We start from the raw sequence: 22,644 nt of genomic DNA on the forward strand, positions 1-22,644 counted from the left end.
AAAGAGAAAACAGAGCGGTCCAGGAAGCAGGGTCCGTTGAGGACTTGATCCGCCTGGTAATGCGCCTGCACAAACAGCGAACGGTTGTAGCGTTTGGCGTGACAAAACGGGAAGGGGTGAGCCTGCAGCGCGAACGCCGCGCCGCTAATGATAATGCGGTCAGCCTGCTTAACTCGCTGCCGGCGGGTTTTGACGGAAACAAACTCACCGATGAACAGCGCCGGATTCTGGCCGGGTACAGCGGTGAGGGCAGTCTGGAGGGCGGCGGCGGCAGTCAGTACGAATATTACACCCCGCCGTTTATGGCGGAGGGAATATGGGATCTGTTTGCGGACTACGGCATTACCGGCGGTCACATGCTGGAGCCGTCCGCCGGCACGGGCGTTTTTCAGGAAACCAAGCCCGCCGGCGCAATGATGACGTCTGCAGAGATCTCCGACACGTCAGGGCGCATTAACCAGCTTCTGCACCCGGAAGATGACGTGCGCATGGGCGCGTTTGAGAAGCTGGCCGCGTCGGTACCGGACAACAGCTATGACCACGCCGTTGGCAACGTGCCATTTGGCGACTCGCGCACGGGCTTTGCCGAGCTCGATCCGGCCTACCGGGATGAAACCAACGTCGGTCATTACTTCGTGATGCGCACCATCGACAAGGTGAAATACGGCGGGCTAGTGGTGCTGGTGGTGCCAAACGGCATGACCGATGGCGGCGGCGCCAACAAAAAGCTGCGCGATCGCGTCTCCCGTGTGGCGGAGTTCCTGGGCGCACACCGCATGCCGTCCGGCACGTTTGCCGAGAGCGGTACCGCAACGGTAGTGGATGTGTGGGTGCTGCGAAAGCACACCGAGGCGCTGACGCAGCTGGTGCATGACAGCGATGAACAGTCACTTGAGGCGGCAAGCGTATTGTGGCCAACGTTTATCCGGGGCAAGTGGTTTGAAACCGAGGGGCGGCACTTCGTTCACGGCGAAACCGAGCGGTCTGACTTCAATAACATCCTGGTGGTCAAAAAAGATGGCCAGCTGACCAATGCGGCCATGAAAGCCGCGCTATCGCGCCGCTTTGACAGCCGTATTGACTGGGATCGGCTGGGTACGCCTGCTGCCGTGTGGCAGTCGCCGGTAGAAGGTGATAAGCGGCTGATGGCCGGCGTCTGGCACACCTACGACGGCACGCGGTTTATTAAGGATTCCACCACAGCATCGAGCGGGATCGACGCGAAGCGGTTCGGTGCCGCCACGTTTGGCGACCTGCAGACGAAAACGCGCACGATTAACGGCATGCTTTCGCTGGACAGCCGCGCCCTGTACGCAGCCAGCGTGGAATACCCGCAGCTGTTTGACGATCGTATTCACGCGGCCATTCGCTTTGCGATGCAGCAGAAGCCGGGGCATCGCTGGCGTGTTATGCGCGCATCCATTATCGGCCTGCGCATCAACGACGCGCTCGATACTCAGATGCTGGGCGGCGACGCCAGCGGCATTATTGCTGACGCCGCGCGCCTGGTAAGTGAGGAAGTCGGGCAGTACGGCACGCCGAAGGGCCTGAAGCTGGCCGGTCTCTCTGATGCGAGCGCCAAAGGCTGGCTGAGTTTTCAGGCCAACGTCAGCCGCGAAGGGGATTTGTCCGCGCTGCTGAACGGAACCATTGACCGCAGCGAGGCGGTGGCGGTGGACTTTGCCAGCCCGGAGCAGGTGGTATCGCACCTTTTCAGCGATGTGGATCTGGTACCGGTGGCACTGGCCGCTTTCCGCGCCGCGTTTAAAGGCGAACTGCCGGAAGATGACGAGGCGCTACTGGCGCACCTGGCGACCTTCCCGGAGATTGCGCTCGACGGTAACGGCAACATCATGCCACTGGCGCGCGCCACAACCGGCAACGTGCGCGGCAAGGTGTCTCGCCTGGCGGCGCTGATTAACGACGCGCCGGACGGGCCGGTTAAGGCTAACTACGTTCGCCAGCTGGAAACGATCAACGAGAAGCGCAACCACACGCCGATTGAAGATATTACGGTCAACCTTAACGCACGCTGGCTGGATCGCCGGCTTATCAAAGAGTTCCTGATTGACCAGGGCTTTGATGACTTCAAGTACACGCAGGATCTGGAAAACGAAAACGGCTACCTGACCGCGGAGGATAATTACGCGGGGAAAGACGGCGTATTTTCCGGCTATCAGGTGCGCTCCGTCACCGGCAAAGGCGGCGTGACTGAATTTAAGCGCGCCAGCTACAAAGACGGCTTCTATAACCAGCTGGAAAACTACCTGAACGGCGTGAAGCCGCGCGGCGTGAACGCTAACGTCTATCTGAAGCGCATCAGCGGCCTGGAGGCGCAGTTTAACCACTGGCTGCGCACGCATCCGGACGTTGAATCGGTTGTCAGCGACTACAACGACGCGTTTAACGGCTACGTGCCGTTTGAGCATTCGTCCTCGTCCCTGCAGCTGCAGCAGATCAGCGGCAAGCGCATTCCGCTGAGCTACCAGAACGCCGAAGTGCGCCGCCTGTCGGAAGATGGCCGGGGCATTATGGGATTCGGTACCGGGCTGGGTAAAACCACAACCGCGCTGGCGCTGGAGGCTTATAACTACGAGGTGGGGCGCAGCAAGCGTACCGTGTACGTCGTGCCTAAAGCCGTGCTGCAGAACTGGTATCACGAAGCCCACGGTTTCTACAGCGCCGAGGCGTTTGAGAAAATCCTGTTTGTTGGCCTGGACGAAGTGCGCGGCGATGATGGCCAGATCATGCAGGCGCCGGAGCGCGACGAAAACAACGAGCCGAAGCTGGACAAAGATGGCCAGCCGGTCATGCGCAACGTGGTAAAAGAGTCCGCTGCCGCGACCGTGCTTGAGCGCATGAACATGATCCCGGTCTCCAACTACCGCGCCGTGGTGATGACCAAAGAGCAGTTTGGCGATATCCCGATGCGCCCGGAGACGATTGAAGAAAACTCCAACCAGGCAGTCTTTAACCAGATTGAGAATGGCCGCACGGATCTGATGAAGTCCACGCACCGCGCCGCCACGTCCCGCAACAAACTCCGTGATAAAGCCGCCGATACCGGCACGAAGAAAAAGAGCCAGATCCCCTACTTTGAAGATATGCACTTTGACAGCGTAATCGCAGACGAAGGCCATAACTACCGCAACTCGCACAGCGCCGGCCGTGAAGCTGGCCAGCTGGCTTACCTGCCTAATCCGTCCGTCTCCAAAACAGCCCGAGATATGGCCGTGAAAAGCCAGTACATGATGAAAAAGTACAACGGGCGCGGGGTGGTGATGCTGACCGCAACGCCGCTGGTTAACTCTCCGATCGACGCATTCAACATGCTCTCTCACGTTGTGTCGCTGGAAGAGTGGAAGGCGATGGGGATTCTGACGCCGGATGACTTTGTGCGGGTGTTCGGGGAAACCGACACCGTAACCGTGCAGAAAATTTCCGGCGAGCTCGAGGATAAGCAGGGGCTGGTGGGCTTTAAAAACCTTGATGGCCTGCGCGGCATCTTCCACCGCTGGACGACGCTTAAATCTGCTGCTGACGTGAAAGACAGCGTGAAAATCCCCGGTCTGGACGAGAAAACCGTGGGCGTGCCGATGACGCGCGATCAGCAGGCGCTCTATGAGGAGCTGCGCGTGCGCGCCAGCCGCATCGGGCAGAAAGAGAGCGTGCAGGATAACGGCGACGGCACCGTGTCCATCGTGCAGAACGATGATGACTTCATTTTCTCCGTGATCCGCGACATGGATAAGGTGGTGATTGACCCGGATCTGTATCGCTCCGCTATCACGTTCCGCTTCCGTGAAGAGGATCTTGAAAAGGTGAAGCAGGTTGCACGCGCGCTCCCGGGCGAAGCGGGCGGCGTGCTGCTGGCGGGCGACGAGGAGGAAGTGGCGGAGGACGCAGAGAGTGGCCTGACCGACACGCGCACCAGCAAGGTTGTCAAAACCACGCTGAAGAACCGCGGGGGCGTCGTGGAGCTGGTGGTAAGCGACACGCTGGAGCAGCAGGTGCTGGACGCGATCGCTGCCGCCGGCATTGATATGCAGCACGTCTCGCACCCGGTCCCGCCGAAGTACGCCGCGCTGATAGAAAACCTTAAAGCTGGCCTGTCGGACGGTAAGCAGATCATCTTCATGGATGAAAAGACGCAGCACAATAAACTGCGCCGCATCATCGCAAGCGCCCTGGGCCTGCAGGAGCAGCAGATAGGCATCATCAACGCCACAACGGTAGCGAAAGCATCCGGCGTGAAGGTGAAGCCCGTGAAGAAGCCGGTGGAGCCGGTGGAAAAAGCGGACGGCAGCTTTAAGGAGGGCGCGTGGGATAAGTACTATCAGGAGCTGGCGCGCTATGAGGACTATCAGGCCGCGCTGAATGACGCCTCGCTTGCCGGGATGGAGGGGATCGCCGCCGACTACAACGAAGGCCGAACGCCGATCATCATCTGCAACAAAAAGGCCGAGGTGGGGATCAACCTGCATAAAGGCACCGCTGACACGCACCATCTTACGCTGCCCTGGACGCCGGCCAGTATTGACCAGCGCAACGGGCGCGGCGCCCGCGTGGGCTCCGAGCGCGACAGCATGCGTGTGCATTACTACTGCGGTAAGGGTTCGTTTGACGAGTTCCGGCTTGAGACGCTGCAGCGTAAGAAAAACTGGATCAACGACGTCATGAAGTCTGACGTGTCCAGCATGAAAAACGGCGATGTGGAATCCAAAGAGGAGCAGAGCCTGCTGCTGGCCGCAAATCCGGAAGAACGCCGCGCGCGCGTGGACGCACAGCTGAAGGCTAAACGCGAAGCGGAGCGCCAGCAGGCTGAGCGCGAAGCCGCCGCCGCGCTGGATATCTACCTGAAAGCGAGCGTTGCCGCCGCCACGCCGACAGAGGTACTGGAAGCGAATATCGCTGACCTGTCAGCCGCCTTTGATGAAATCAACGGCAGCATTGACGGGCTGCGTGCAGACGTCACAGACGCCGAAACGGCCTATAACATTGAGCTCGAAAGAGACGGCAAACGGTCTGCGGACAACTGGCGCGGGCAGGATCGCCGTAACGCGCGTGCCGCGCTCAAAGAAGGCCTGGCGAAGCAGAAGAAGCTGGAGCAGGAGCTGAACGGCGCACGCAAGGCGCTGACGCGCTCTAAAAGCGCCGCCAGCACCATTAAGCGCTCACGCGGTGAGGTTGAGCGTGCCATTCTGTCCGGCGCGCTGGAAGTCGATCCGGACGTGCTGCGTGCGCCAGAGCAGTATATGAAGCTGGCCGGCGGGCAGCTGGTACGCATCGGGGCGTGCTATGAAATCTGGATGGATGAAGATAAGCAGGAAAAGGGCGTTTTCCAGATCCGCAAATTCTTCCCGGAAAAAGGCACGGTTGAGGTTGAGCTGATCCACAAGCCGCTTCGCTGTTATACCAGGCCGGACATTGGCGGATTCGCGGAAATGCCGTCGGATCTCGTTGGCGATCGCGTGGAAATCACGACTGACCAGGCGAAAGCGTTGCAGAAGGCGGCAAAAGGTATCGATCCGGTATCGCTGGCCGACACGCTGAGCCGCGCTGACTTCTACGCCGCCATTCGCGCTGGCGTGATGAACGTGAAGGCGGACGCCTGGATGTACCGCGACGCAACCGGCGAGCTGAAGCATGAATATATCCACGCGGGCATTACCGTCCGGGACAGCATTAAAGCGGAGGACTGGCTCTATCCGGATCACGGCGATGAGCAGCTGAAGCGCGAGCTGTATCAGTACAGCCTGACCAGAAACCTGTATTCAGTGCAGGCCGTATTTAAGGCTGTATTTGGCGGTAACTACAACACGGCAATGCAGGGCTACGGCGAGCAGGCGGGCATGGAGGACGTCGTTAAGGTGTTCAGCCAGCTGGTAGCGGAATTTGAGGCAGGCGACGCACAGGGGCGCAAAGTGACCGGCGCAACGGACGCTGAGGCAAAGGCTTATTTCTTAGGCACCAGCCAGGACAGTTATTTCTGGAGCAACAGCATCAGCATCCGTCAGTTCCGTAATGCCATGTCGGGCTTTTCCAACAGCAACGAGTACGAGGCGATGTTTAACCAGCTGCGCGACGGGATGGGGCAAAGCAAGGTTAAAGCCGTCAGGGCGCTGGCTGATCAGTACGCCGCTGCAGCGCTGCAGCAGTTCCGCCAGTACACCCCGGAAAGCATCCAGGCGACCATTGCCACGGTGCTGGATAAAACGCGCCACGAAGCGATGGGCGATATTGATAACGCGGCCAACGTTACCGAGTCGCCTGCGGCACAGTTCCTGCGCGCCAGCGTGGCTCTGGGCGATCTGAGCGAATCAGACGTGACGGCTGAAACCTTCCTGTCCTCCCGGACGGTTAAGGCGCTGGTGGGCAGCCTTTATACCTTCCTGGAGCAGATGGAGGAGGGCGGATATCGGGATCACGCGCCGACGTGGACGGACTATAAGGCGCTGATGACCGGCAAACTCTCGCCTGAAGAACTGGCAGAGCGCCGCGCGTCAGCGAACCTTGCGGCCACCACAGCGGCAACCGCCGTGCGGGCTGAGCAGGCGCAGAAACAGGCATCCGGTTTCCAGGTGCTGAAAAACGAGCAGGAGCTGGTGGCCTCGCGCAAGTGGATGAACCGCACCTTTAAAATCGACTTCCCGGCCGGCGGCGCCTACGTGCTCACGGACACCAGCGATAAGCCGGTGCTCAAGCGTAAAGCGGTGCGCGACCTGATGAAAGAGAAGTACGGCGCGAAATTCTGGAACTTTGAAGCCGATCCGGTAGCCGGGAACGAGTTTACACAGCCTGCATGGCTTATCCCTTCCTCACACGATCTCGATGCGCTGCGCGCGGATATCGAAAACGCATAACACAGGAGCGGCCCGCAAGGGCCGTCACACATGACGACACTGATTGATACCATTAAGCCAACCGAGACCTACATAGAAAGCCTGCTGCCGCTTGCCCTGGACGGGCGTACCGAAGTGGCGTTTGTCGCATACTACCTGGAGAACGTTGTGAAGCGCGTCAGCAGCGCGCGCTTTGCGTACCGCGCGTTTGGCCCGTGGTGGCCTGCAATCAAGCTACTTTTACTGGAAAGTGCTATTACTAAATTCGGGCAGGTAGTCGAAAGTGACGTTGCCGAAATATACTCGCTCTCCCGGCCAGCCCTGACGGTAGTAGCAGCGCACCTGTACGCTGACGATCGCACTGAGAACGACGCGGTATACAGTGCAAACCATCTGCTGCCCGTTATGTTATCAGCGGACGATACGGAGCCGTATTTATACGTCAGCTATGACGAGTCCATAGAAAAACGAAGACTTTAGGAGACACCGTGGCACGAGAAAATAAATATTTAAAACTGGAGGAATTAGAGGCCTACGCCAGTGCTGCCGGTGCAGACCTGCAATTTTATCACCCGAGCGGGGTATTTACGTTGCGCGATCGCCAGGATGAAAAGCGATGGGTATGGGTGCTTAATCCGTATACAAAATACCGGATAGAAAGAATACGTCATCTGGATAAAGCCAGCTGGCTGATAGCCCTGGACGATGCGTTAAAACGCCTTAAAGAAGAGGCTGAGGCCGCGCCACAGCTGAAAAGTGACAAAAACTTTTGATATTTGTTGACTGAAAACTATAAACAGCTTAGATTTTGCATATCCGCTCAGGCGGTAAGCATGAAAAAAGCCCGACCAGATGGCCGGGCTTTTTTTTACCTGCAGAGACTGTGTTTGGCGACGTCATCTCTGCACATAACGAAGAGAATATAGCATGAAAAATTTTGCACAGCGTGACTTTGTTAATACCACTTCAATCAAAGAAAATGACGTCAACACTGACGCTATTGCTAATGCGATCGGCAAATTCCTCACGCTTTGTTTCAGCACAATTGGCATCGTCTGCTGCCTCATGCTGATGTGGATGGCACACCAGTAATGTGATAAAGGCCTGTAATCATTATCTTTGAAAGATGCCAATTACAGGCTTGTTTTTTCCCGTCCCAGCGTTAAAAATACCCCCCGACGCAAATCCATCTTTTAGAATACTTAATCATCGGCTGACAATTCCGGATATGCGCTTCAGTGAAGAGTGGTTTCACTCCTACAAGAAAAAACCTAAAACACGCAGTAAACCAGCAGAAAAAGCTGAGGGTGTCGCGTCGGTAAAATCCGTCAAAGCGTCCGCCTGGTTAACCGCACTGACAGAAGTATCGGTTCACGCAAAAGCGTTAGCCGCACTCGTTAAAAACCCCGACCTGCTGGCAGGCAAAAAAGAGCATTACGACCAGGTTCGTATTTTTGACCATTTTCACCGCAATAACAGGGTTATTTATGATCACCTGTACGCCGTACCCAACGGAGGATTCCGCCTAAAAAAAACCGCTGCAGCGATTGAGGCAGAAGGGGCAAAGCGTGGCGTTCCTGATATGTGTCTGGAAATGCCATCTGGTGTCTATCACGGTATGCGCATAGAGCAAAAACACGGTAAGCGCATGCCTTCTGAGAAGCAGATAGAGTGGATGCAGCGCCTCAAAGCGCAGGGCTTTTACGTCCTTTTATCATTTTCACCGGAAGAGACGATCAGGGTGACAGAGCAGTACGCAGCACTTGAAGCAGGCGGAGTAATGCCCGCGCACGAAAACGACGGATTCTGGAGCGAATAAGTGCTTTTTGACGCGGACTTTTTTTCCGGATGCCCCACGTTTGAACACTATGCGCGACGCGCTAAGACGCGCAGCAACTTAGGGCTGGGGCTCGCAGTATTTGCCGAACTGGCACTGGAAACAGGCATGTTCGGGGTACCGAAAAAGGAACTCATGGCGCGATGCGGCATGAACAATCGCCAGCTGAACTACTACGGTGGCGTTAAAGGTATCGGCTATATCTTACGAAAATCATTTACAGAAGGACGAGCACGCATGACGGTGGCACAGATCGAGGGTTTGGGGAAAATTGGTATCGGTGCCATTGCGTGCTGTCACAGTCAGGCCTTACTTCAGATGAAAGAAGATCCCGAACTTCTGATGCGCCGCGAGGCTTGGCCAGCGGGGTATTTCGTGTCACTGGAGCAAGAGCACGAAGGCGACGACGTGCTGCGATTGACTCGCCCTGACGGCGGTGAAGAAATTCACTGCCTGAGCGTGGACGATATGCGTGTTCATGACTGGGTGGCCATTCAGTGATCGGGCGTAATACACAGCTTCACTACCATTCGATCTGCTATATGGGTGATAACGGTAAGATGCGCTCCGGCGTGGTACAGCTTGTCTCGCGTCAGGTTACGCGCCCGACATTGCAGGACGTGCGCCTGCAGCTGGGCTTTGATGAAAACGCCGTTCTGGTGTCGCACAGTTACCTGGGGCGTATGTCTCAGGCAGAGTATGAAAGCGGAGCGATCAAAGCGCCGTCCGCGCTGCTGCATATGCTTTTGATGGCCGTTGCTGTAGCAGGCGTGCTGGTGGCGCTTAAACTGGTGTAATCCCTGCTGGTGGCAGGGCGTTCTGCTTTGCCACCGCTTTAGCTCTTCTGTTTTTATAAATAAAATCTAAGAAAATTCTTAGAGAGTGGTCAATTCCAGGTTATCATCTGCCGCAAATTTACAGCGGAACTGAAACCAACCATGACTTCTCAAAATGTTCTCCAGCAGCTGCAGAAACTCCCTGAATGCCCCGTTGACGATGAAGTACTTCACCAGACGTTTGTAACGGCCTATGGCCAACTGAGTTCTATGCGCAAGCGCCTGAAACTCGACGATCTTGAAAAACGCCTGCTGGATAACTGCCTGTCCGCGCTGGAACAGGTGCAGATTGATATCAACCTGCGCCTTAACCACGAAGCTGATACCTACAACGTGCTGGCAGAGGCGCTGGAGCACGTACAGCAGGAGCTGGACAGTCATTCCGTGCTGGCCGCAGAGATAGCTCAGATTCGCCTTGAGGCGAAGAACGCCGCTGATGAAGCCATTCAGGAAGCCCGTATTCGTGAAGGTGAGGCCGAAAATCGCGCTATCAATGCTGAAAACGCCCGTGATCGCAACTCAGATGCGCTGGTTACCGCGCAGCTGGCGCTGACCACTCTGAATCAGGAATTTGCACACTACCGCCGCAAGAATCCTGAACGCCTGGCGGCAGATCTGCAGGAGCGCGACAAAACCATTTCCCAGCACCGCGCAGACCGCAAAAAGCAGAGCGCGCTGGTTCAGGAGCTGCAGCATAAACTGAACATTGCAGATAAAGAGGTAGGTAAAGAGCGCCGCATGCGGGCTGAAACAGCCAATGAGCTGATTAAACTGACGGCTCTGCATAACAATCTCAAAGAGCGCGTGGAGTTTCACGACGGGCAGGAAGATGTGGCGCAATTCCTTCTGCAGCTGCCGGACGGCAGCGGCGACGTGGGCTGCTATATCTACAATTACCACTTCGGGCTCAGCGTATTTCACGGCATCCGTGACGTGTCCATTGAGACGGCAAATTTCCACTATCAGATCCGCACGGCGATGATGCTGGCAATGGATGTTGTGCCGGGTATATGGGGTAATCCGGTATTCCGCATTCTGCCTGATTTACTCCCTATGTGGGACACGGCCATCAACGATGAACTGCATGTACGCATCATGGCCCGCCTGGCGCTGGACTTCCCGCGACTCCACCAGCGCATCATAGACGGTAAGGCCGCGCCGGTCTCCGAGCTGGCTATCCCGGCGCGCGCGCTTAACGCCCTGGTAAAAGCCGGTTATGACACGGTGGCAGCGGTGGGCGGTGAGTTGCCGCCGGAACTGGTGAAGGTTAAAGGGCTGAGCGAGGCCACGGTAGACGAGATCCGCGCTGCGGTTAACAGCTGGTGCATCACCTGGTCAAAATCCAATGGTGATATTGAGCCTATTAAAAATAACAACCTCAAACGTCGCTAACCTGACGTAATTACCAGCATTCATTAAATATGAAAATCTAAGAGATATCTTAGATTTTAATTGATTCAGATCTCCTCATTGTGTACATTCCTACCCGCTGGCAACGCCCATAATCGTTGATAGTTATCTGAATTGGTATTTGGCGGATTAAGCATTAAACCTATGTTGAGTCCGCAATTTTTACAGCGCAAAGCCCATTCCCGAGTGGTTTTTGCGCTGTGAGTAGATATTTATGCCCGATAGTTTTCGGGCTTTTTTTTCAGGTTTAACCGTGAGTGCATGACGTGTGCTCACGGCTGAATCGGAGAGAGGATTCAGCAGCGAGGCAGACGCATTGCAAATCTGGCAGGGGTGGTTCCTTCCCTGTTGTTTACGCAAGCGGACAGGTTGACCAGATGCCTAAGTGTCCGCGCCGGGTATGCACCGGCACTAATTCAGCAGGCTTAGCTCAGTCGGTAGAGTGTTTCATTGTCGGCGGTTCAATTCCGCCAGCCTGCACCAGTTCGTAACGGGCCGCTCCCGGTAGTCTCCATATTTTCCGGGCGTGTTATGAGTAGGGTGAACGGCATGTAGCCCCTCCTGTCACGGCAGTGAACGCGGTTTTGGACTATCCCGCGCATAGAACGCCCCGTGAGGCTTAAACAAGTTCCCGCCTGATCCCCGTAAGGGATCGCCATTTGTGAGCGTGCTGGCATCCTTTTGCTGCCTGGCGACGGGTGTAACTACCTCTGGCAGCACGCTCACAAATGGGGGAATGCGGCTATGCGCACGCGGGGCGGAACTCAGGCATTAGCTTCTGGTACGCAGTCAATATCCCCGTCCGTAGGTTCCGTATCGGACAGCTGAAGGCACCAGCCCCCATGCACTACACGTCAACACCAGGCGACGCGCTGCTTACCGGCTAATTTGGCTGGTGGCAGGGCAAGGTCAGCGGCAGACCTAAAAAAAGTTCGTGGCAGCTGGGAAAGACCAGCACACAACGGCGAGAGTATTGAGTGGTGAATGACAGATGACGCCACGCGCCTGGTTAGCCAGTGCTCTCGACCGTTGTGGTGATTGCTTTAACACACCGTAGGAGTTGTGGAGTTAATCCACGGGGCGAAAGCCCTGCCGGCGAATCGACGCCGGCAGTCAGCGATGGGCTGCGAAGGCAAAGCGGGTATCACTCCCGCCTCATTGAACAATCGCGCTAACGGAAACCGATCACAGCAACTCGTTTATGGTGACGTAGCTCAGGGGAATGAGCGTCCGGCTTTAACTCAGGAGTACGGAAGGTCGCTGGTTCAAATCCAGCCGTCACTGCCAGTTTCAGTACAGACCAGTTGCATTAAAGCCAGCGCCCCCTGCTGGTGGTCGAAAGTGGGTCACTTGGGATATGTGAGTGCGGAGTCTGGCTTTTAATTCCTTTGAAGCTAACAGGTTATCCGGTCAACACGTAATGTCATCCAGCCATACTTCTGTCATCTTCCGGTTGAGCGCCGGGGCGAGTAGTTCTGACAGCTGGAAGAGACAGCATCCCTAACAAACAGGACACGATATGCCGTTTTTAGCGTTTACTGCAGAGCATCCAGTCCTCACCATCATTTACACGCTGGTGGTCATCTACGGCTTGGAAACGGTTATTAAAGCCTGTCGCCGCGACGCGAAGAAAAAGCGCCGCAAATAGCACAACAACCCAACAGGAAAGCGCATTAGCCGCTCAGTGCTCTTTCCGTTGTGGTGCATTCGCAGTTGCTGCTGCGATCGCAAGACTGGCCCCCGCTTCATCAATCGCACCGCATAGGGGTTTAAGCCGCCAGTAACCGAGTTGACCAGTCGCTTGAGAGGTTACTTGCCGGGTATGGCACCGGCCACCACTAACGCATAACAGATACGCACGCATAAGCGCTGACATGAAAATTCAGGCATGATTAGAGCAATTCAGTCAGCTAATCAGGGTTTAAGCAGTATGGACACCAGCATGTACACCAAAACAGTCAGAGCGATGCAGTTTGTCATGTTTCATCTGCTGCTGAATGCCGGACTGTTTGCCGGTCATAAATGGCTGATCGCGCAGCTGGTGGCCAGCTGATACAGGCCAACGGTAAAAGCGCCGGCAGACGGGCTTTTATCGTTGTGTTGTAGCTCAGCGGCAGCAGCGTTCGCTCTTTTATTCGGCCTGCAGGGCGGTGAAAGGGACAAGCGAAAGGTCGCCGGTTCAAATCCGGCCAGCACAATGCCTACATAGCCACCCGGCCAGCCGCCGGGACAGGTCTCAGAACATCCCCGTGCGCACCCGGCGCCGGAATTAATCAGGTGAATTTTAATCACCGGCAATCGCCGGGGATTCTTCACGCCTGCACGACAGAGAGAGAGCATGAAAAAGATCGCACTGATGGGCGCATTAATGGGAAGTCTCACTTGGCTGACGCGCCGGCCGCCAACCGTTCCCGTGCTGCAGGTCAGGTCGCTGCAGCTGCCGGACCGCCCGCAGCTGACCGCCGAGGAAGGAATACAGCGGCTGGCCACCAGCATGGAAGAAGCGCATCAGCACCGCGAACGTGAACGGCTGACCGCGCAGAAGCGCAGACAGAGCGCCCACAAGCGCAAAAGCAAGCGGGGTTACTAAACGATGAACGATCAACAAATAAACGGAATGATTGGCATGATTGCCGGCGCTGCTGGCAACTATACCGGCGACTATATGGCGCTGCTGAACGTTCTGGAGCACCTGGGCTTTGTGGTAACGCACCAGTCACAGACCGCAACAGACTGGTCAGCCACGGTGAGCAAAGGCGCACTGACCATGACCGCCCGCGGGGAATCGCTTAATCATGCTGCCTGTCTGGCCATGCTGAAACTTAACGATTTGATCCTGCGCAGTGAGCAGCTGATAGACGAGGGCATGCTGAAATTCAGGGAAGAGGGCGCACCTATGGCCGTCGCGCATGTGTGGCTCTCTGACGGCGCAAAAGTGGCCCGTAAAGCGTGGGGAGAGGGAACGCATCTGCGCCTTAACAGAGGCACCACACGGCACCCGCTGAACGGCACCGATATGTACGGCGTGCCGGCGCGATTCTTTGACCACGATCCGCAGGCGTCAGTAACGCGCATGCCTCAGTTCGTTCTGACCAACACCGAGCAGCTGACAACGGCTGACTGGACGCCCGTAACCGCCGATCTGCTGGCAAGTGACTGGAGACTGATTTAATGGAGACGGTAAAACTCAAAGGGCTGGAGCTGCTGGGATGGCGCGCGGATCACTGCAAAGTCACATCGGTGGCATGCCGCAATAAGTCACTGCCTACAGGTGAGAAGCAGTCAGCGATGCTGGTGGAAGGGACCGTAGTGTTTGAGATCAGGAAAGGTTGTGGCGTGCGCTTTACCTGGCAGGCTCAGCAGCAGATAGGCATGTACGAGGCAACGGGCAAGTTTGATTACAGCGTGAATATGAGTAAGTCAGGCACGACAGAAGGATTACGGTTTGAGGATGAAACCGGGGAACCGTTACCGGATAACCTTTACAGTGAGGTAATCCACCGCTTAGCCCGTGACACTGTAACCAACTGGTCGAACACTGTCAGCCATCTGCTAAAAAGCTACCGCTAAAATCTATATCAAAAGTATATCTGCCATTTGACTAGGGCATATACTTTTGATATCTTTTAGTTGCACATTAAAACTATATCCCACACCCCAATAGGAAACAGCTATGAAACCTCTAAACGTCGATGCAGGAAATCAGATCAGCACCTGACAGTAGGTGCTCTCCCATAAGTAATAGGTCTGGCGCAATGCCTGGCTGTCTAAGCGTGATAACGGCCTCAGGAGTGTTTTATCTCTTTTCCCTCTTGAGCAAGCTGCCCGCTTAACGACCTAAAAGATATCGGAGTACCAAAATGACCAAGAACACCACGACACGTATGCATACCGCAGAAAAACAAGCACATAGTTTTTTATTTAGATTAAAACGCCAGGACTCACCCACAGGCGTCAGCGAAGAGACAATGAATCTGCTGATGAACGGGTTAGGCCTGAGCCAAACCGAAGTTGCACATCTCGCGCTGCGAACGCTGGCGGATAACTTTCTGCCAACCTATCAGCCTGACGATGAGCAGCTTACACCAGCTCAAATCCAGATTATCCGTGAAGCCAGCAAGGCCAGCGATATACCGGAGGAGAGATTTGTAAATAGCCTGTTCTAATGGAGATCACATGGCAGCTAATAATAATCAAAGTTTAACCAGTAACCCTTTTCACCCACTGGCAACGCCTGGTTCGATCGTATGGTCTATGATCCCAAACCATGATACGCCAGACGCTCCGGGCAAGCTCCGGCCAGCATTGGTGTTGAAAAACAGCCCTGAAGATCACGCTGTCATTGTTGCATACGGAACCACCAGAACGGATAAATGCTTTCCGGGTGAGTTTATCATCACGGTAAACGATCCCGATTTTGCTATCACCGGACTGCAGTTCGATACTAAGTTCGATTTGGCTAACACAGTAAAACTATCCTATACCACTGAATGGTTTGCCCGTGCTCCGGCACCCAAGACTAAAATCCCGCAGCCTACAAACCCTGTTATGGGTGCGCTGACGCCGACGGCCATGAAAGATGCCCGTCAGGCAAACGAAGATCTCCAAAAGAAGCATGCTAAAACCGCTCCAAAGAAGAAGTAGAAAGTTAAGCCCCCTAATGGGGGCGCTTTCTTACCCGCCTGTTGCTGCATCCTACATACTCTGAAAACACTCGCAATTCTAAAACACCCCTTCCAGATATCGCGTGTATTAGCGCCAAACCTGCATTAAATGATGGCTCTGATTCGGGCGGTAATTATGCCGCTGTACGGGAATGCAGAGCCAAAGCCATTCTGTAATGCTGCACCACCAGCCAGTAAAGGCATCTGTAAATCCGAGTCAGATTGCTCCTGAAAACACGCCAGCCCTGTCAAAAAATCCAAAATCGACGACGTTAAGACTTGTGCGGATTAGACAAACCTTAGAATAGCGTGGTTTTAATTCAACCGGAGCGCTACATGGACAAAAAGGTAAGCAGTATTGAGATAGCCGATCTGTTAATTCGTCGTCGCTGCTACATGACGGTTGCAGAAGTAACCAGGCTGGTGGAAACAGAGTACCCGCATTTAACAGTAAACCCCGGTATCGTCTCTAATATCCTGCGCTCCTTTGTCCGCTCTCCGTTTGCACAATGCCGGGTACATCCTGAAGCCTATCCGCGTAAGTACAGGCTGGATGCGGTAAACGGCTACATCTTCAAAGCACGCGGACGTTCGGATATTGATTACGACTCGCTGATTGTCGCCAGCGCCACGAAACACCGCCGCCAGACGAAAGAGATTGAGCAGCGTTCTGTATGCGTTATGGCAAGGGAACTGATGGACAAATGTATGCGGGGAAGAATGGAAAACACCCCGCTCATGTGAACGGGGTGTCTGATTTGCTTACTTCTGGCCGCTGCGGTGCAACCTGCGGGCTTTGGTTAACGACGACGGAACCTGTTTAGGCGGATTATCCAGCCTTTCGGTTGAGTTCGTTTCCTCGTCCCGTGTAATAACAGGGAGTTCGCTGGCTTCTGGCACAGGCTCAGCGGGTTGTTCAGCCGCTGGTGGCGCTTCCTGTACAGAAGAAACCCGCGTCACAGGGGCTGGTTCAGCTGGTGGCGTTACCAGTTCTGCTGTTGCTGCTGGCGCAGGGGCAGGGGCAGGAGCCACAACAGGTACATCTTCACCCGTAACGGCGCTGATTAACGTCAGCAGTCGCTGCAGACGCTCCTGTTTAGACATTTTCAGGAACTTCTGGCCTAAGTTCGCCTCCAGCATGGCGATCATCGGTGCAAGCCCCATCAATTCAGCAGCGTGACCTGAACGCACAACCGAATGCAGACACGCGCGCCGGGTAGCATTTGACGGCAGCTTGTCATATTCCTTCTGGAAGTGGCTATTAAGAATGCCGCTTTCTTCCAGGCTCGCAATTCGCAGTATTTTTCCCATATTTACGCCTTATCGCCAGTCCTGCTGCGAATATCACTCACGGTGGCGGCTTCGCTGATTTCGTCGCGGATTTCTTCTTCTGCAGCCGTCAGCGCCATATGAACGCCGCGCACGATAGCCATTTCCGGGTTATCAGGCACAACCACCACATCATGCCAGTCAGCGGTGTGATCTGTCAGGCCAGGCAGTTTACCGGCGATATAGTTAGCACCGCCGCCCACAACCAGCACAACGTCAATGTCGTGGGTATTACGGTGCAGCGCACGAACATCTTTCATGATGGTTTCAGCGAGTTCAGCTGCGGCCTGATCGATAACCGGCAGAACATTGATGCGTTTATCTTTCGCTCTCTCCAGGCGGGAACCGATATAGCCCTGACGGATGATTGCATCAACGCTGTCCAGGCTCAGGTCTGAGGCGTTAAACGACTTATCCAGCGTCTTTTCAAACTCGATCAGCAGGGTGTGAACACGCTTAATCATCGTCTGCACGCCGTGCTCAAAGCCACTTCTGCGGATCGGCATCAGGTCAGAGTCAACCAGGGCGATATCACAGGTGAAGCGGCCTAAATCAATTACCAGCGTCTTTTCTGCGTCTGCCAGCTCTGGCAGATCAGCCTGCGCGGTAAGAATGGCAGGGACAGCCTCTGGATAGATTTCTACGTGAATGATGTTTGCAGCTTTGATGCTGTCATTAATGTTCTCAACACGCGTTTTCAGGCTGTCAGCTTTCTGTTTGATGCGCGCTTCATTGATGTTGCCTGCAGCGCTGTAGAACTGACTTACCGGGAGCGTTTCACCGAGGATAATGTCACGGCCACCAAGACCAGCACGAACCAGCGCATCATTAACCAGAACGCGGTGAGCAGCGGAAACCTGGTAATCAGGATCACAGGTGTCATACAGGTCATAGCCTGCATTCATGACGGTGTACGTGCGCTCTTTACCCTGCGCATCTGTTGTATGCCATGAAGATTGTGACTCAGTAGCGAGCGTCTGCTGGTGGCCTTCATGCACAAGCGCCGGGGTCACAGAGGTTTTAATCTTGCCGGTTGCTTCGTCAAGGAACGACAGAGCAATGTTACCGGAGCCTGCATCCACTGCTACTAAAACTGCTTTGTTCTTAGTCATTTATTTGTCCAATGGTTAATTTCATATTGAAAGTCCGGGACTGAATTTATCACACAGAGCACACTTGTACACTTAAAAAAGCTCGATTGTGCTCGAAAAAAGGCACAACCAAAACTGTTTGCTGACTAAGTGATCATTATTGTGATCACTGCAAATTACAGACTCCTTACCATCCTGGTTTATTGGCCTCATTTGAACGATAAACCATGTCCAAAGTTAACTGGGATGAACACAGAAGGGCTTTCATTGAGCAGAAGGCTGAGAGCGGGATAACCGTCAAAGAGTACTGCGAGTACTATGGCCTGCCATTCAACACGGCCCGCCGGGAGCTGAACGGTAAAGCGCTGGCCGCGATGGGTGATCAAAGTGGTGATCACAATCATGATCATTCGGGTGATCACGCTTCTGATCATCAAAATGATCACACCAGAAAAGACGACCTGACCATACGCCGGAACGGGCGCAAACTCAGGCACAGCGCGGCTTTAGAGGGGGTGCTGGAACCACGCGCTGACGCAGCGACGCAGCCTGGCGGGAAGAAAAAGCCCAATGCTTCACATGCCAAAAAGATCATAAATGAGGGTGATCAAAGTGACGGGCGCCCGAAGCACACCGCAAAGCCCCGCGGCGAGGGTAAACCCTTTGAAGAAGGCCATGAAACCAAGCTGGTCGCCAACCGGCGTGCATACCCGCGTCCGCAGGATTATGAAACGGCGTTAGAGGTGCTGGGTGAGGGGCTGGAAGCCAGCGCTATGACGGCGCTGTTTGACTCGCTGGCGCATATGGACCTGCTCAAACGCACCACGGCGCGTGCGGTAGAGCTGTTTGAGCTTGAAGCCGACAACATGGCCAGCGGCAAAAAGAAGGGGGAGGAGGATGACGGCGGCGGCGGACCACACCCTATCCTGAAAATGACCAAGCTGATGATTGAAGTCGGCTATCTGGTTAATGACCACGCCTCACGGGTAGCGGCAATCGCCGGCAGTACCGATAAGAACCGGCGCGACAATGAGAAGCATGCGCTGACGCATAACGCCGGCGAGGTTATCAGCCGCGCATACCAGCTGCGAGAGGCGGAGGACTGGGATCTGCTGCAGACGGCAGAGTACATCGAGCGCCACGGCATCAAACTGCCTGAGTCTCTGTCCAGACGTCTCGAAAACGAGCTCAAGAACGCTGAACCGCCGGTAGATGAAAGCGGCCAGGTCAGCGAGGCGGAGCTGGAACAGGAGGCGCAGGAGTATCGCCGGCAGCAGGCCGCGTCCGCTGCCTTTGTTGAGACACGTCGCGCTGAAGTTGCCGCGCTGGTGGACAAAGGCGGGTTTGGTGACGTCCAGGCAGACGGAGAGCTGCGCGCCGGCGAAACCGCAGGCGAGGGCAATCTGAGCGGCAACTTTGACTATGCGGCGACTGCAGACCTGTACGACGACGATATCCCGCCGGAGATATCCGTTATGTCCGACGATGAATCCGTTATGACCGATACGCTATCCGTTATGAAAGACAAGGATGGCGCAGAATGAGCGGCAAAAAACGCATCAGGAGCGTCACCACCGATCCGCGCTGGCGCGACATGGTGATCCGCTATCGCTATGACTGGGCGACGGCGGTAGTCGAGCTATTTGGCCTTATCCCCACCTGGCAGCAGGAAGAGATACTTAACTCCGTACAGGAGACCGGAAGCCAGACTACGGTAACGTCCGGCCACGGTACCGGCAAATCATCCCTGACGGCTATGATGCTGCTGATTTACATGATCATGTTCCCGGATGCGCGCGTAATCATCGTGGCCAACAAAATCGGGCAGGTTAAAACGGGCGTATTCAAGTACGTCAAAACCTACTGGGCTAACGCCGCCAAACGTCACCCCTGGCTGCAGAACTACTTCACCCTGACGGACACCATGTTTTATGAGAAGTCGCGTAAGGGGATATGGGAAGTGCTCTGTAAGGGCTTCCGCCTGGGTAACGAAGAGGCGCTGGCTGGCGAGCACGCCGCGCATATCCTGCTGATCCTCGATGAAGCGTCAGGTATCTCTGATAAAGCGATCGCTATCATGCGTGGTGCGCTGACAGAGACCGACAACCGCATGCTGATGATGTCGCAGCCCACGCGGCCAAGCGGCTATTTCTATGACTCGCACCACTCGTTAGCCCGTAACCCCGATAACCCGGACGGGATCTGGAATGCCATTGTCCTTAATTCTGAAGAGGCGCCGCACGTTACCCTGAAATTCATAAGGGAAAAGCTGCTGGAGTACGGCGGGCGCGACTCTCTGGAGTACATGGTGAAGGTGCTGGGGCGCTTCCCGCGCAATATCAGCGGCTATCTGCTGGGGCGTGACGAGTGCGATCGTGCCGCGCGGCGCAAAGTATATTTGGAGAAAGGCTGGGGCTGGGTGGCTACCGCTGACGTCGGTAACGGGCGCGATAAGTCGATACTCAACATCTGCAGGGTCTCCGGGCATGGTGACGCGCGGCGCGTGGTGTCGTTTAAGCTGGTGGAAATGCCTGGCACGATGGACCCGATATCCTTCGGTGACTTCATCGCTAACGAGTGTACGCAGGAGCGCTATCCGGGGATCACGATTGCCGTCGATGGTGACGGCGTGGGCTCTGCCACGCTGAAGCAGCTGGAGCGCCGGGGCGTGAATGCGGTCAATATCCGCTGGGGGCAACCGCCGTTCAGTAAGAAGGTGCGCGAACGCTTCAAGAACCAGCGCGCCTGGGCGAATATCATGGCCGCTGATGCTGTCCGCTCCGGCAGGATGCGCATAGACGCCTCTCAGCACACGGCGGAGCAGGGATCGAAGATACCGTATTACATGGATGAAATGGGGCGGATCATGATGGTGCCGAAGCCTCAGATGCGCCAGAAACTCAACATCAAGTCGCCTGACCGCTGGGACACATACTGCTTTATCTTCCTGATTGGCTACCGTCCGGCAGAGGCGGAGATTGACGAAGGCATGGCAGATTTTGCGGAGAGCAAACTCAAAGAGCTGGAGGAGCTGGACGCACTGCTGGCGTGACCACCAGCCAGGCAATAAAAAAGGGCGCTTGTGCGCCCTTTCTGTTACCCGTTACCGCTTATTAATTGCCCTTCTTCTCTTCTTTGGCAATCAGTTTTGCGAGAAACTCCGGCATGTTGCGGATATTTTTCCCGGTGCGGTCGGATTCGTTGCCGTAACGTTCGCGGATCTGCAGCATGGTAAGCTGCGATTCATCCCCTGCGGCCAGCTTCCGGTCGAGCAGTTCAAAATCGTGTGCGTCCATCAGTTCCAGCACTTCGCGCCCGGTTTCAATTTCCTGGCTGATAGCTCGCGCCTCTTCAGGACCTTTTGCCCGCGCCATCTTTTCCTTCGCGCGCTTATCAAACTGATAGCGACGCTGTTTAACGGCATAGGCAACCGATGCACGCTGCGAAACCATCTTTTTACCCAGCTCCACGTCCTCAAGGGTGTAGACCTGCGCGGACGGCAGAACGGAGCACGGAATAGGCTGGATGAAGTCGTACAGCGAGCTTTTGGTGTTTGATACGCTCACGTTGAGTTTGATATTACGCCCCAGCGCGAGGTCATCACCGATGATAAGCATACCGTGCGCGCCGTAGCGGAACTTATCAACTTCCTGCTGATCTGCCGTATGACGCACGCTTACCTGAATATCCGTATAGGTGCTGGTACGGGCGCGGAATACGGTAGCAACCGGTGCAGCCTCAAAGTATTTACGTTCATCTTCCAGCGTCATGATCGCACCGAAAGCGTGGGTAATCTTTTTGAGCTTGCCGATCTGCTTTTCATAGCGCATCAGGATATCTTCACGCTTATGATTAGCGGTCGCTGTAGCGCGAAAACGGTCAATCTGAACGTATGCAGGATTAATCAGCAGTACTGGAACAGGCAGGTAAAGGTTTGTGGTAATGGCGATACTGCGCTCTTTACGCTTTTCTTCTGCCAGGTCGGCAAAACTCTGCCATTCAGCCAGCAGGTGCTGAGCATGCTGATACTGTGATGAGTCGGTAAGAAGGCCAGCCGGACGGCACTCTTCACCCACCGCGTTAGTGTCAGAAAAGAATTTATTGTCCGTAATGAGAGTCAGCCAGTCATGTTGAACCTGCAGAAATTGTTTATAGCGCTTTTCAAATTCTAGGTCGCTGAAGTTAGGCATAATCGTTATTCCAAAAATGTAATGAGCCAACAGTCTCTCTGGACTTAATGAGCGCGAATATAGACAGAAAAGGAAGGCATGTAAAATTGCAAATCCTTAGAATGGCAATAATAAGAATAGTCCGTAATCCTTAACTGTCAGATATATCTGCTGTACACGTCATTTAATAAGCTCGGGTTTCGTGCCGGTACTGCTACATCGCCCGCGATGTAACGCCCAAAGGTTTCAGATGATAACAGTTACCAGCCGCAATCAAAATTGAATGCCAAATGATCATATATGAAGGGATGCAGCCGATCACGAAGAAAACGCATGCTTTTCTAAAAATTTTCGATTTAGTTTACCCTCAGACCAGACATTGCGCGATTTTGGCCGTTAGATGAAACTTTAAATAATAAACATTATATAAAGTTTGATAGCTTTCATGTATGCTTGATCAGTAGTT

21 protein-coding genes and 2 tRNA genes are annotated in these 22,644 nt (G+C 54.9%); 19 read left to right on the top strand and 4 right to left on the bottom strand.

The window, feature by feature from the left end; translation table 11 throughout:
• Window positions 1–59 precede the first annotated feature (59 nt).
• From F3J39_RS17895 to F3J39_RS17970, 17 genes are all read left to right on the top strand, one after another.
• Window positions 60–6,863 carry an SNF2-related protein gene (locus F3J39_RS17895; protein ID WP_247648285.1) on the top strand — a complete coding sequence of 2,268 codons (6,804 nt, stop codon included), beginning with the start codon at window positions 60–62 and terminating at the stop codon, window positions 6,861–6,863.
• A gap of 30 nt (window positions 6,864–6,893) precedes the next feature.
• Window positions 6,894–7,322, top strand: coding sequence for an olxA (locus tag F3J39_RS17900; RefSeq protein ID WP_166714524.1), 429 nt, complete (start codon window positions 6,894–6,896; stop codon window positions 7,320–7,322).
• 8 nt (window positions 7,323–7,330) lie between these two features.
• Entirely contained in the window at window positions 7,331–7,615 is a 285-nt protein-coding gene (locus F3J39_RS17905) for a hypothetical protein (RefSeq protein WP_166714525.1), read from the top strand.
• Window positions 7,616–7,769: 154 nt separating this feature from the next.
• The gene (locus tag F3J39_RS17910) at window positions 7,770–7,934 is read left to right on the top strand and encodes a hypothetical protein (protein WP_166714526.1); all 165 of its coding nucleotides are present in this window, start codon (window positions 7,770–7,772) and stop codon (window positions 7,932–7,934) included.
• 34 nt (window positions 7,935–7,968) lie between these two features.
• Window positions 7,969–8,661 (top strand): VRR-NUC domain-containing protein, encoded by a 693-nt coding sequence (locus tag F3J39_RS17915; RefSeq protein WP_247648286.1) that lies wholly within the window; start codon window positions 7,969–7,971, stop codon window positions 8,659–8,661.
• On the top strand, window positions 8,662–9,180 hold the full coding sequence (locus F3J39_RS17920; RefSeq protein ID WP_166714527.1) for a hypothetical protein: 519 nt from the start codon (window positions 8,662–8,664) through the stop codon (window positions 9,178–9,180).
• Window positions 9,177–9,476, top strand: a complete 300-nt coding sequence (locus F3J39_RS17925; protein WP_166714528.1) for a hypothetical protein — start codon at window positions 9,177–9,179, stop codon at window positions 9,474–9,476. Before F3J39_RS17920 ends, F3J39_RS17925 begins: the two co-directional genes overlap by 4 nt.
• A gap of 141 nt (window positions 9,477–9,617) precedes the next feature.
• Window positions 9,618–10,907 (top strand): DNA-directed RNA polymerase subunit alpha C-terminal domain-containing protein, encoded by a 1,290-nt coding sequence (locus F3J39_RS17930; RefSeq protein ID WP_166714529.1) that lies wholly within the window; start codon window positions 9,618–9,620, stop codon window positions 10,905–10,907.
• A 437-nt stretch (window positions 10,908–11,344) separates the two neighbouring features.
• A tRNA-OTHER gene (locus F3J39_RS17935) sits at window positions 11,345–11,408 on the top strand.
• Window positions 11,409–12,444: 1,036 nt separating this feature from the next.
• Window positions 12,445–12,573: a hypothetical protein gene (locus F3J39_RS18960; protein WP_282097901.1), complete on the top strand. Its 129-nt coding sequence runs from the start codon at window positions 12,445–12,447 to the stop codon at window positions 12,571–12,573.
• Between the two features lie 448 nt (window positions 12,574–13,021).
• Window positions 13,022–13,123 (top strand) — tRNA-OTHER (locus tag F3J39_RS17940).
• A 140-nt stretch (window positions 13,124–13,263) separates the two neighbouring features.
• Window positions 13,264–13,515, top strand: coding sequence for a hypothetical protein (locus tag F3J39_RS17945; RefSeq protein WP_166714530.1), 252 nt, complete (start codon window positions 13,264–13,266; stop codon window positions 13,513–13,515).
• Between the two features lie 3 nt (window positions 13,516–13,518).
• Entirely contained in the window at window positions 13,519–14,097 is a 579-nt protein-coding gene (locus F3J39_RS17950) for an MW1434 family type I TA system toxin (RefSeq protein ID WP_166714531.1), read from the top strand.
• The gene (locus F3J39_RS17955) at window positions 14,097–14,495 is read left to right on the top strand and encodes a hypothetical protein (protein ID WP_166714532.1); all 399 of its coding nucleotides are present in this window, start codon (window positions 14,097–14,099) and stop codon (window positions 14,493–14,495) included. The genes F3J39_RS17950 and F3J39_RS17955 overlap by 1 nt, the downstream gene beginning before the upstream one ends.
• 290 nt (window positions 14,496–14,785) lie before the next feature.
• Complete coding sequence (locus tag F3J39_RS17960; RefSeq protein ID WP_247648287.1) at window positions 14,786–15,091, top strand: hypothetical protein; 306 nt, start codon at window positions 14,786–14,788, stop codon at window positions 15,089–15,091.
• A 10-nt stretch (window positions 15,092–15,101) separates the two neighbouring features.
• Window positions 15,102–15,569, top strand: coding sequence for a hypothetical protein (locus F3J39_RS17965; protein WP_166714533.1), 468 nt, complete (start codon window positions 15,102–15,104; stop codon window positions 15,567–15,569).
• Between the two features lie 356 nt (window positions 15,570–15,925).
• A complete protein-coding gene (locus tag F3J39_RS17970; protein WP_104086131.1) occupies window positions 15,926–16,333 on the top strand; it encodes a late promoter activating protein in 408 nt (135 codons plus the stop codon).
• A gap of 18 nt (window positions 16,334–16,351) precedes the next feature.
• On the opposite strand, the gene F3J39_RS17975 is transcribed toward F3J39_RS17970, so the two are convergent.
• The 3 genes from F3J39_RS17975 to F3J39_RS17985 all read right to left on the bottom strand — a co-directional run bounded on the left by F3J39_RS17975 (window position 16,352) and on the right by F3J39_RS17985 (window position 18,506).
• Window positions 16,352–16,900: a hypothetical protein gene (locus F3J39_RS17975; RefSeq protein ID WP_166714534.1), complete on the bottom strand. Its 549-nt coding sequence runs from the start codon at window positions 16,898–16,900 to the stop codon at window positions 16,352–16,354.
• A gap of 2 nt (window positions 16,901–16,902) precedes the next feature.
• Window positions 16,903–18,030 carry a ParM/StbA family protein gene (locus F3J39_RS17980; RefSeq protein ID WP_104086129.1) on the bottom strand — a complete coding sequence of 376 codons (1,128 nt, stop codon included), beginning with the start codon at window positions 18,028–18,030 and terminating at the stop codon, window positions 16,903–16,905.
• A gap of 188 nt (window positions 18,031–18,218) precedes the next feature.
• Window positions 18,219–18,506 carry a hypothetical protein gene (locus F3J39_RS17985; RefSeq protein WP_166714535.1) on the bottom strand — a complete coding sequence of 96 codons (288 nt, stop codon included), beginning with the start codon at window positions 18,504–18,506 and terminating at the stop codon, window positions 18,219–18,221.
• Window positions 18,507–18,524: 18 nt separating this feature from the next.
• On the opposite strand from F3J39_RS17985, the gene F3J39_RS17990 reads away from it, so the two are divergent.
• Entirely contained in the window at window positions 18,525–19,553 is a 1,029-nt protein-coding gene (locus F3J39_RS17990) for a hypothetical protein (protein WP_166714536.1), read from the top strand.
• Window positions 19,550–21,061 (top strand): terminase, encoded by a 1,512-nt coding sequence (locus F3J39_RS17995; protein ID WP_166714537.1) that lies wholly within the window; start codon window positions 19,550–19,552, stop codon window positions 21,059–21,061. Before F3J39_RS17990 ends, F3J39_RS17995 begins: the two co-directional genes overlap by 4 nt.
• Before the next feature lie 61 nt (window positions 21,062–21,122).
• Here the strand turns inward: F3J39_RS17995 and F3J39_RS18000 are convergent, their stop codons facing one another.
• Entirely contained in the window at window positions 21,123–22,229 is a 1,107-nt protein-coding gene (locus F3J39_RS18000; RefSeq protein ID WP_166714538.1) for a hypothetical protein, read from the bottom strand.
• Window positions 22,230–22,644: the final 415 nt, after the last annotated feature.

The sequence above is a fragment of the Pantoea sp. Acro-807 genome (assembly GCF_011752675.1).
Classification (GTDB): domain Bacteria; phylum Pseudomonadota; class Gammaproteobacteria; order Enterobacterales; family Enterobacteriaceae; genus Pantoea; species Pantoea eucrina.

What these genes read in the sequence shown, in the direction of transcription:
- F3J39_RS17895 (WP_247648285.1), top strand. Translation starts at nt 60, where the DNA reads ATGCGCCTGCACAAACAGCGAACGGTTGTAGCGTTTGGCGTGACAAAA.
- F3J39_RS17900 (WP_166714524.1), top strand. Translation starts at nt 6,894, where the DNA reads ATGACGACACTGATTGATACCATTAAGCCAACCGAGACCTACATAGAA.
- F3J39_RS17910 (WP_166714526.1), top strand. Translation starts at nt 7,770, where the DNA reads ATGAAAAATTTTGCACAGCGTGACTTTGTTAATACCACTTCAATCAAA.
- F3J39_RS17915 (WP_247648286.1), top strand. Translation starts at nt 7,969, where the DNA reads ATGCCAATTACAGGCTTGTTTTTTCCCGTCCCAGCGTTAAAAATACCC.
- F3J39_RS17930 (WP_166714529.1), top strand. Translation starts at nt 9,618, where the DNA reads ATGACTTCTCAAAATGTTCTCCAGCAGCTGCAGAAACTCCCTGAATGC.
- F3J39_RS18960 (WP_282097901.1), top strand. Translation starts at nt 12,445, where the DNA reads ATGCCGTTTTTAGCGTTTACTGCAGAGCATCCAGTCCTCACCATCATT.
- F3J39_RS17945 (WP_166714530.1), top strand. Translation starts at nt 13,264, where the DNA reads ATGAAAAAGATCGCACTGATGGGCGCATTAATGGGAAGTCTCACTTGG.
- F3J39_RS17950 (WP_166714531.1), top strand. Translation starts at nt 13,519, where the DNA reads ATGAACGATCAACAAATAAACGGAATGATTGGCATGATTGCCGGCGCT.
- F3J39_RS17955 (WP_166714532.1), top strand. Translation starts at nt 14,097, where the DNA reads ATGGAGACGGTAAAACTCAAAGGGCTGGAGCTGCTGGGATGGCGCGCG.
- F3J39_RS17960 (WP_247648287.1), top strand. Translation starts at nt 14,786, where the DNA reads ATGACCAAGAACACCACGACACGTATGCATACCGCAGAAAAACAAGCA.
- F3J39_RS17965 (WP_166714533.1), top strand. Translation starts at nt 15,102, where the DNA reads ATGGCAGCTAATAATAATCAAAGTTTAACCAGTAACCCTTTTCACCCA.
- F3J39_RS17970 (WP_104086131.1), top strand. Translation starts at nt 15,926, where the DNA reads ATGGACAAAAAGGTAAGCAGTATTGAGATAGCCGATCTGTTAATTCGT.
- F3J39_RS17975 (WP_166714534.1), bottom strand. Translation starts at nt 16,900, where the DNA reads ATGGGAAAAATACTGCGAATTGCGAGCCTGGAAGAAAGCGGCATTCTT.
- F3J39_RS17980 (WP_104086129.1), bottom strand. Translation starts at nt 18,030, where the DNA reads ATGACTAAGAACAAAGCAGTTTTAGTAGCAGTGGATGCAGGCTCCGGT.
- F3J39_RS17995 (WP_166714537.1), top strand. Translation starts at nt 19,550, where the DNA reads ATGAGCGGCAAAAAACGCATCAGGAGCGTCACCACCGATCCGCGCTGG.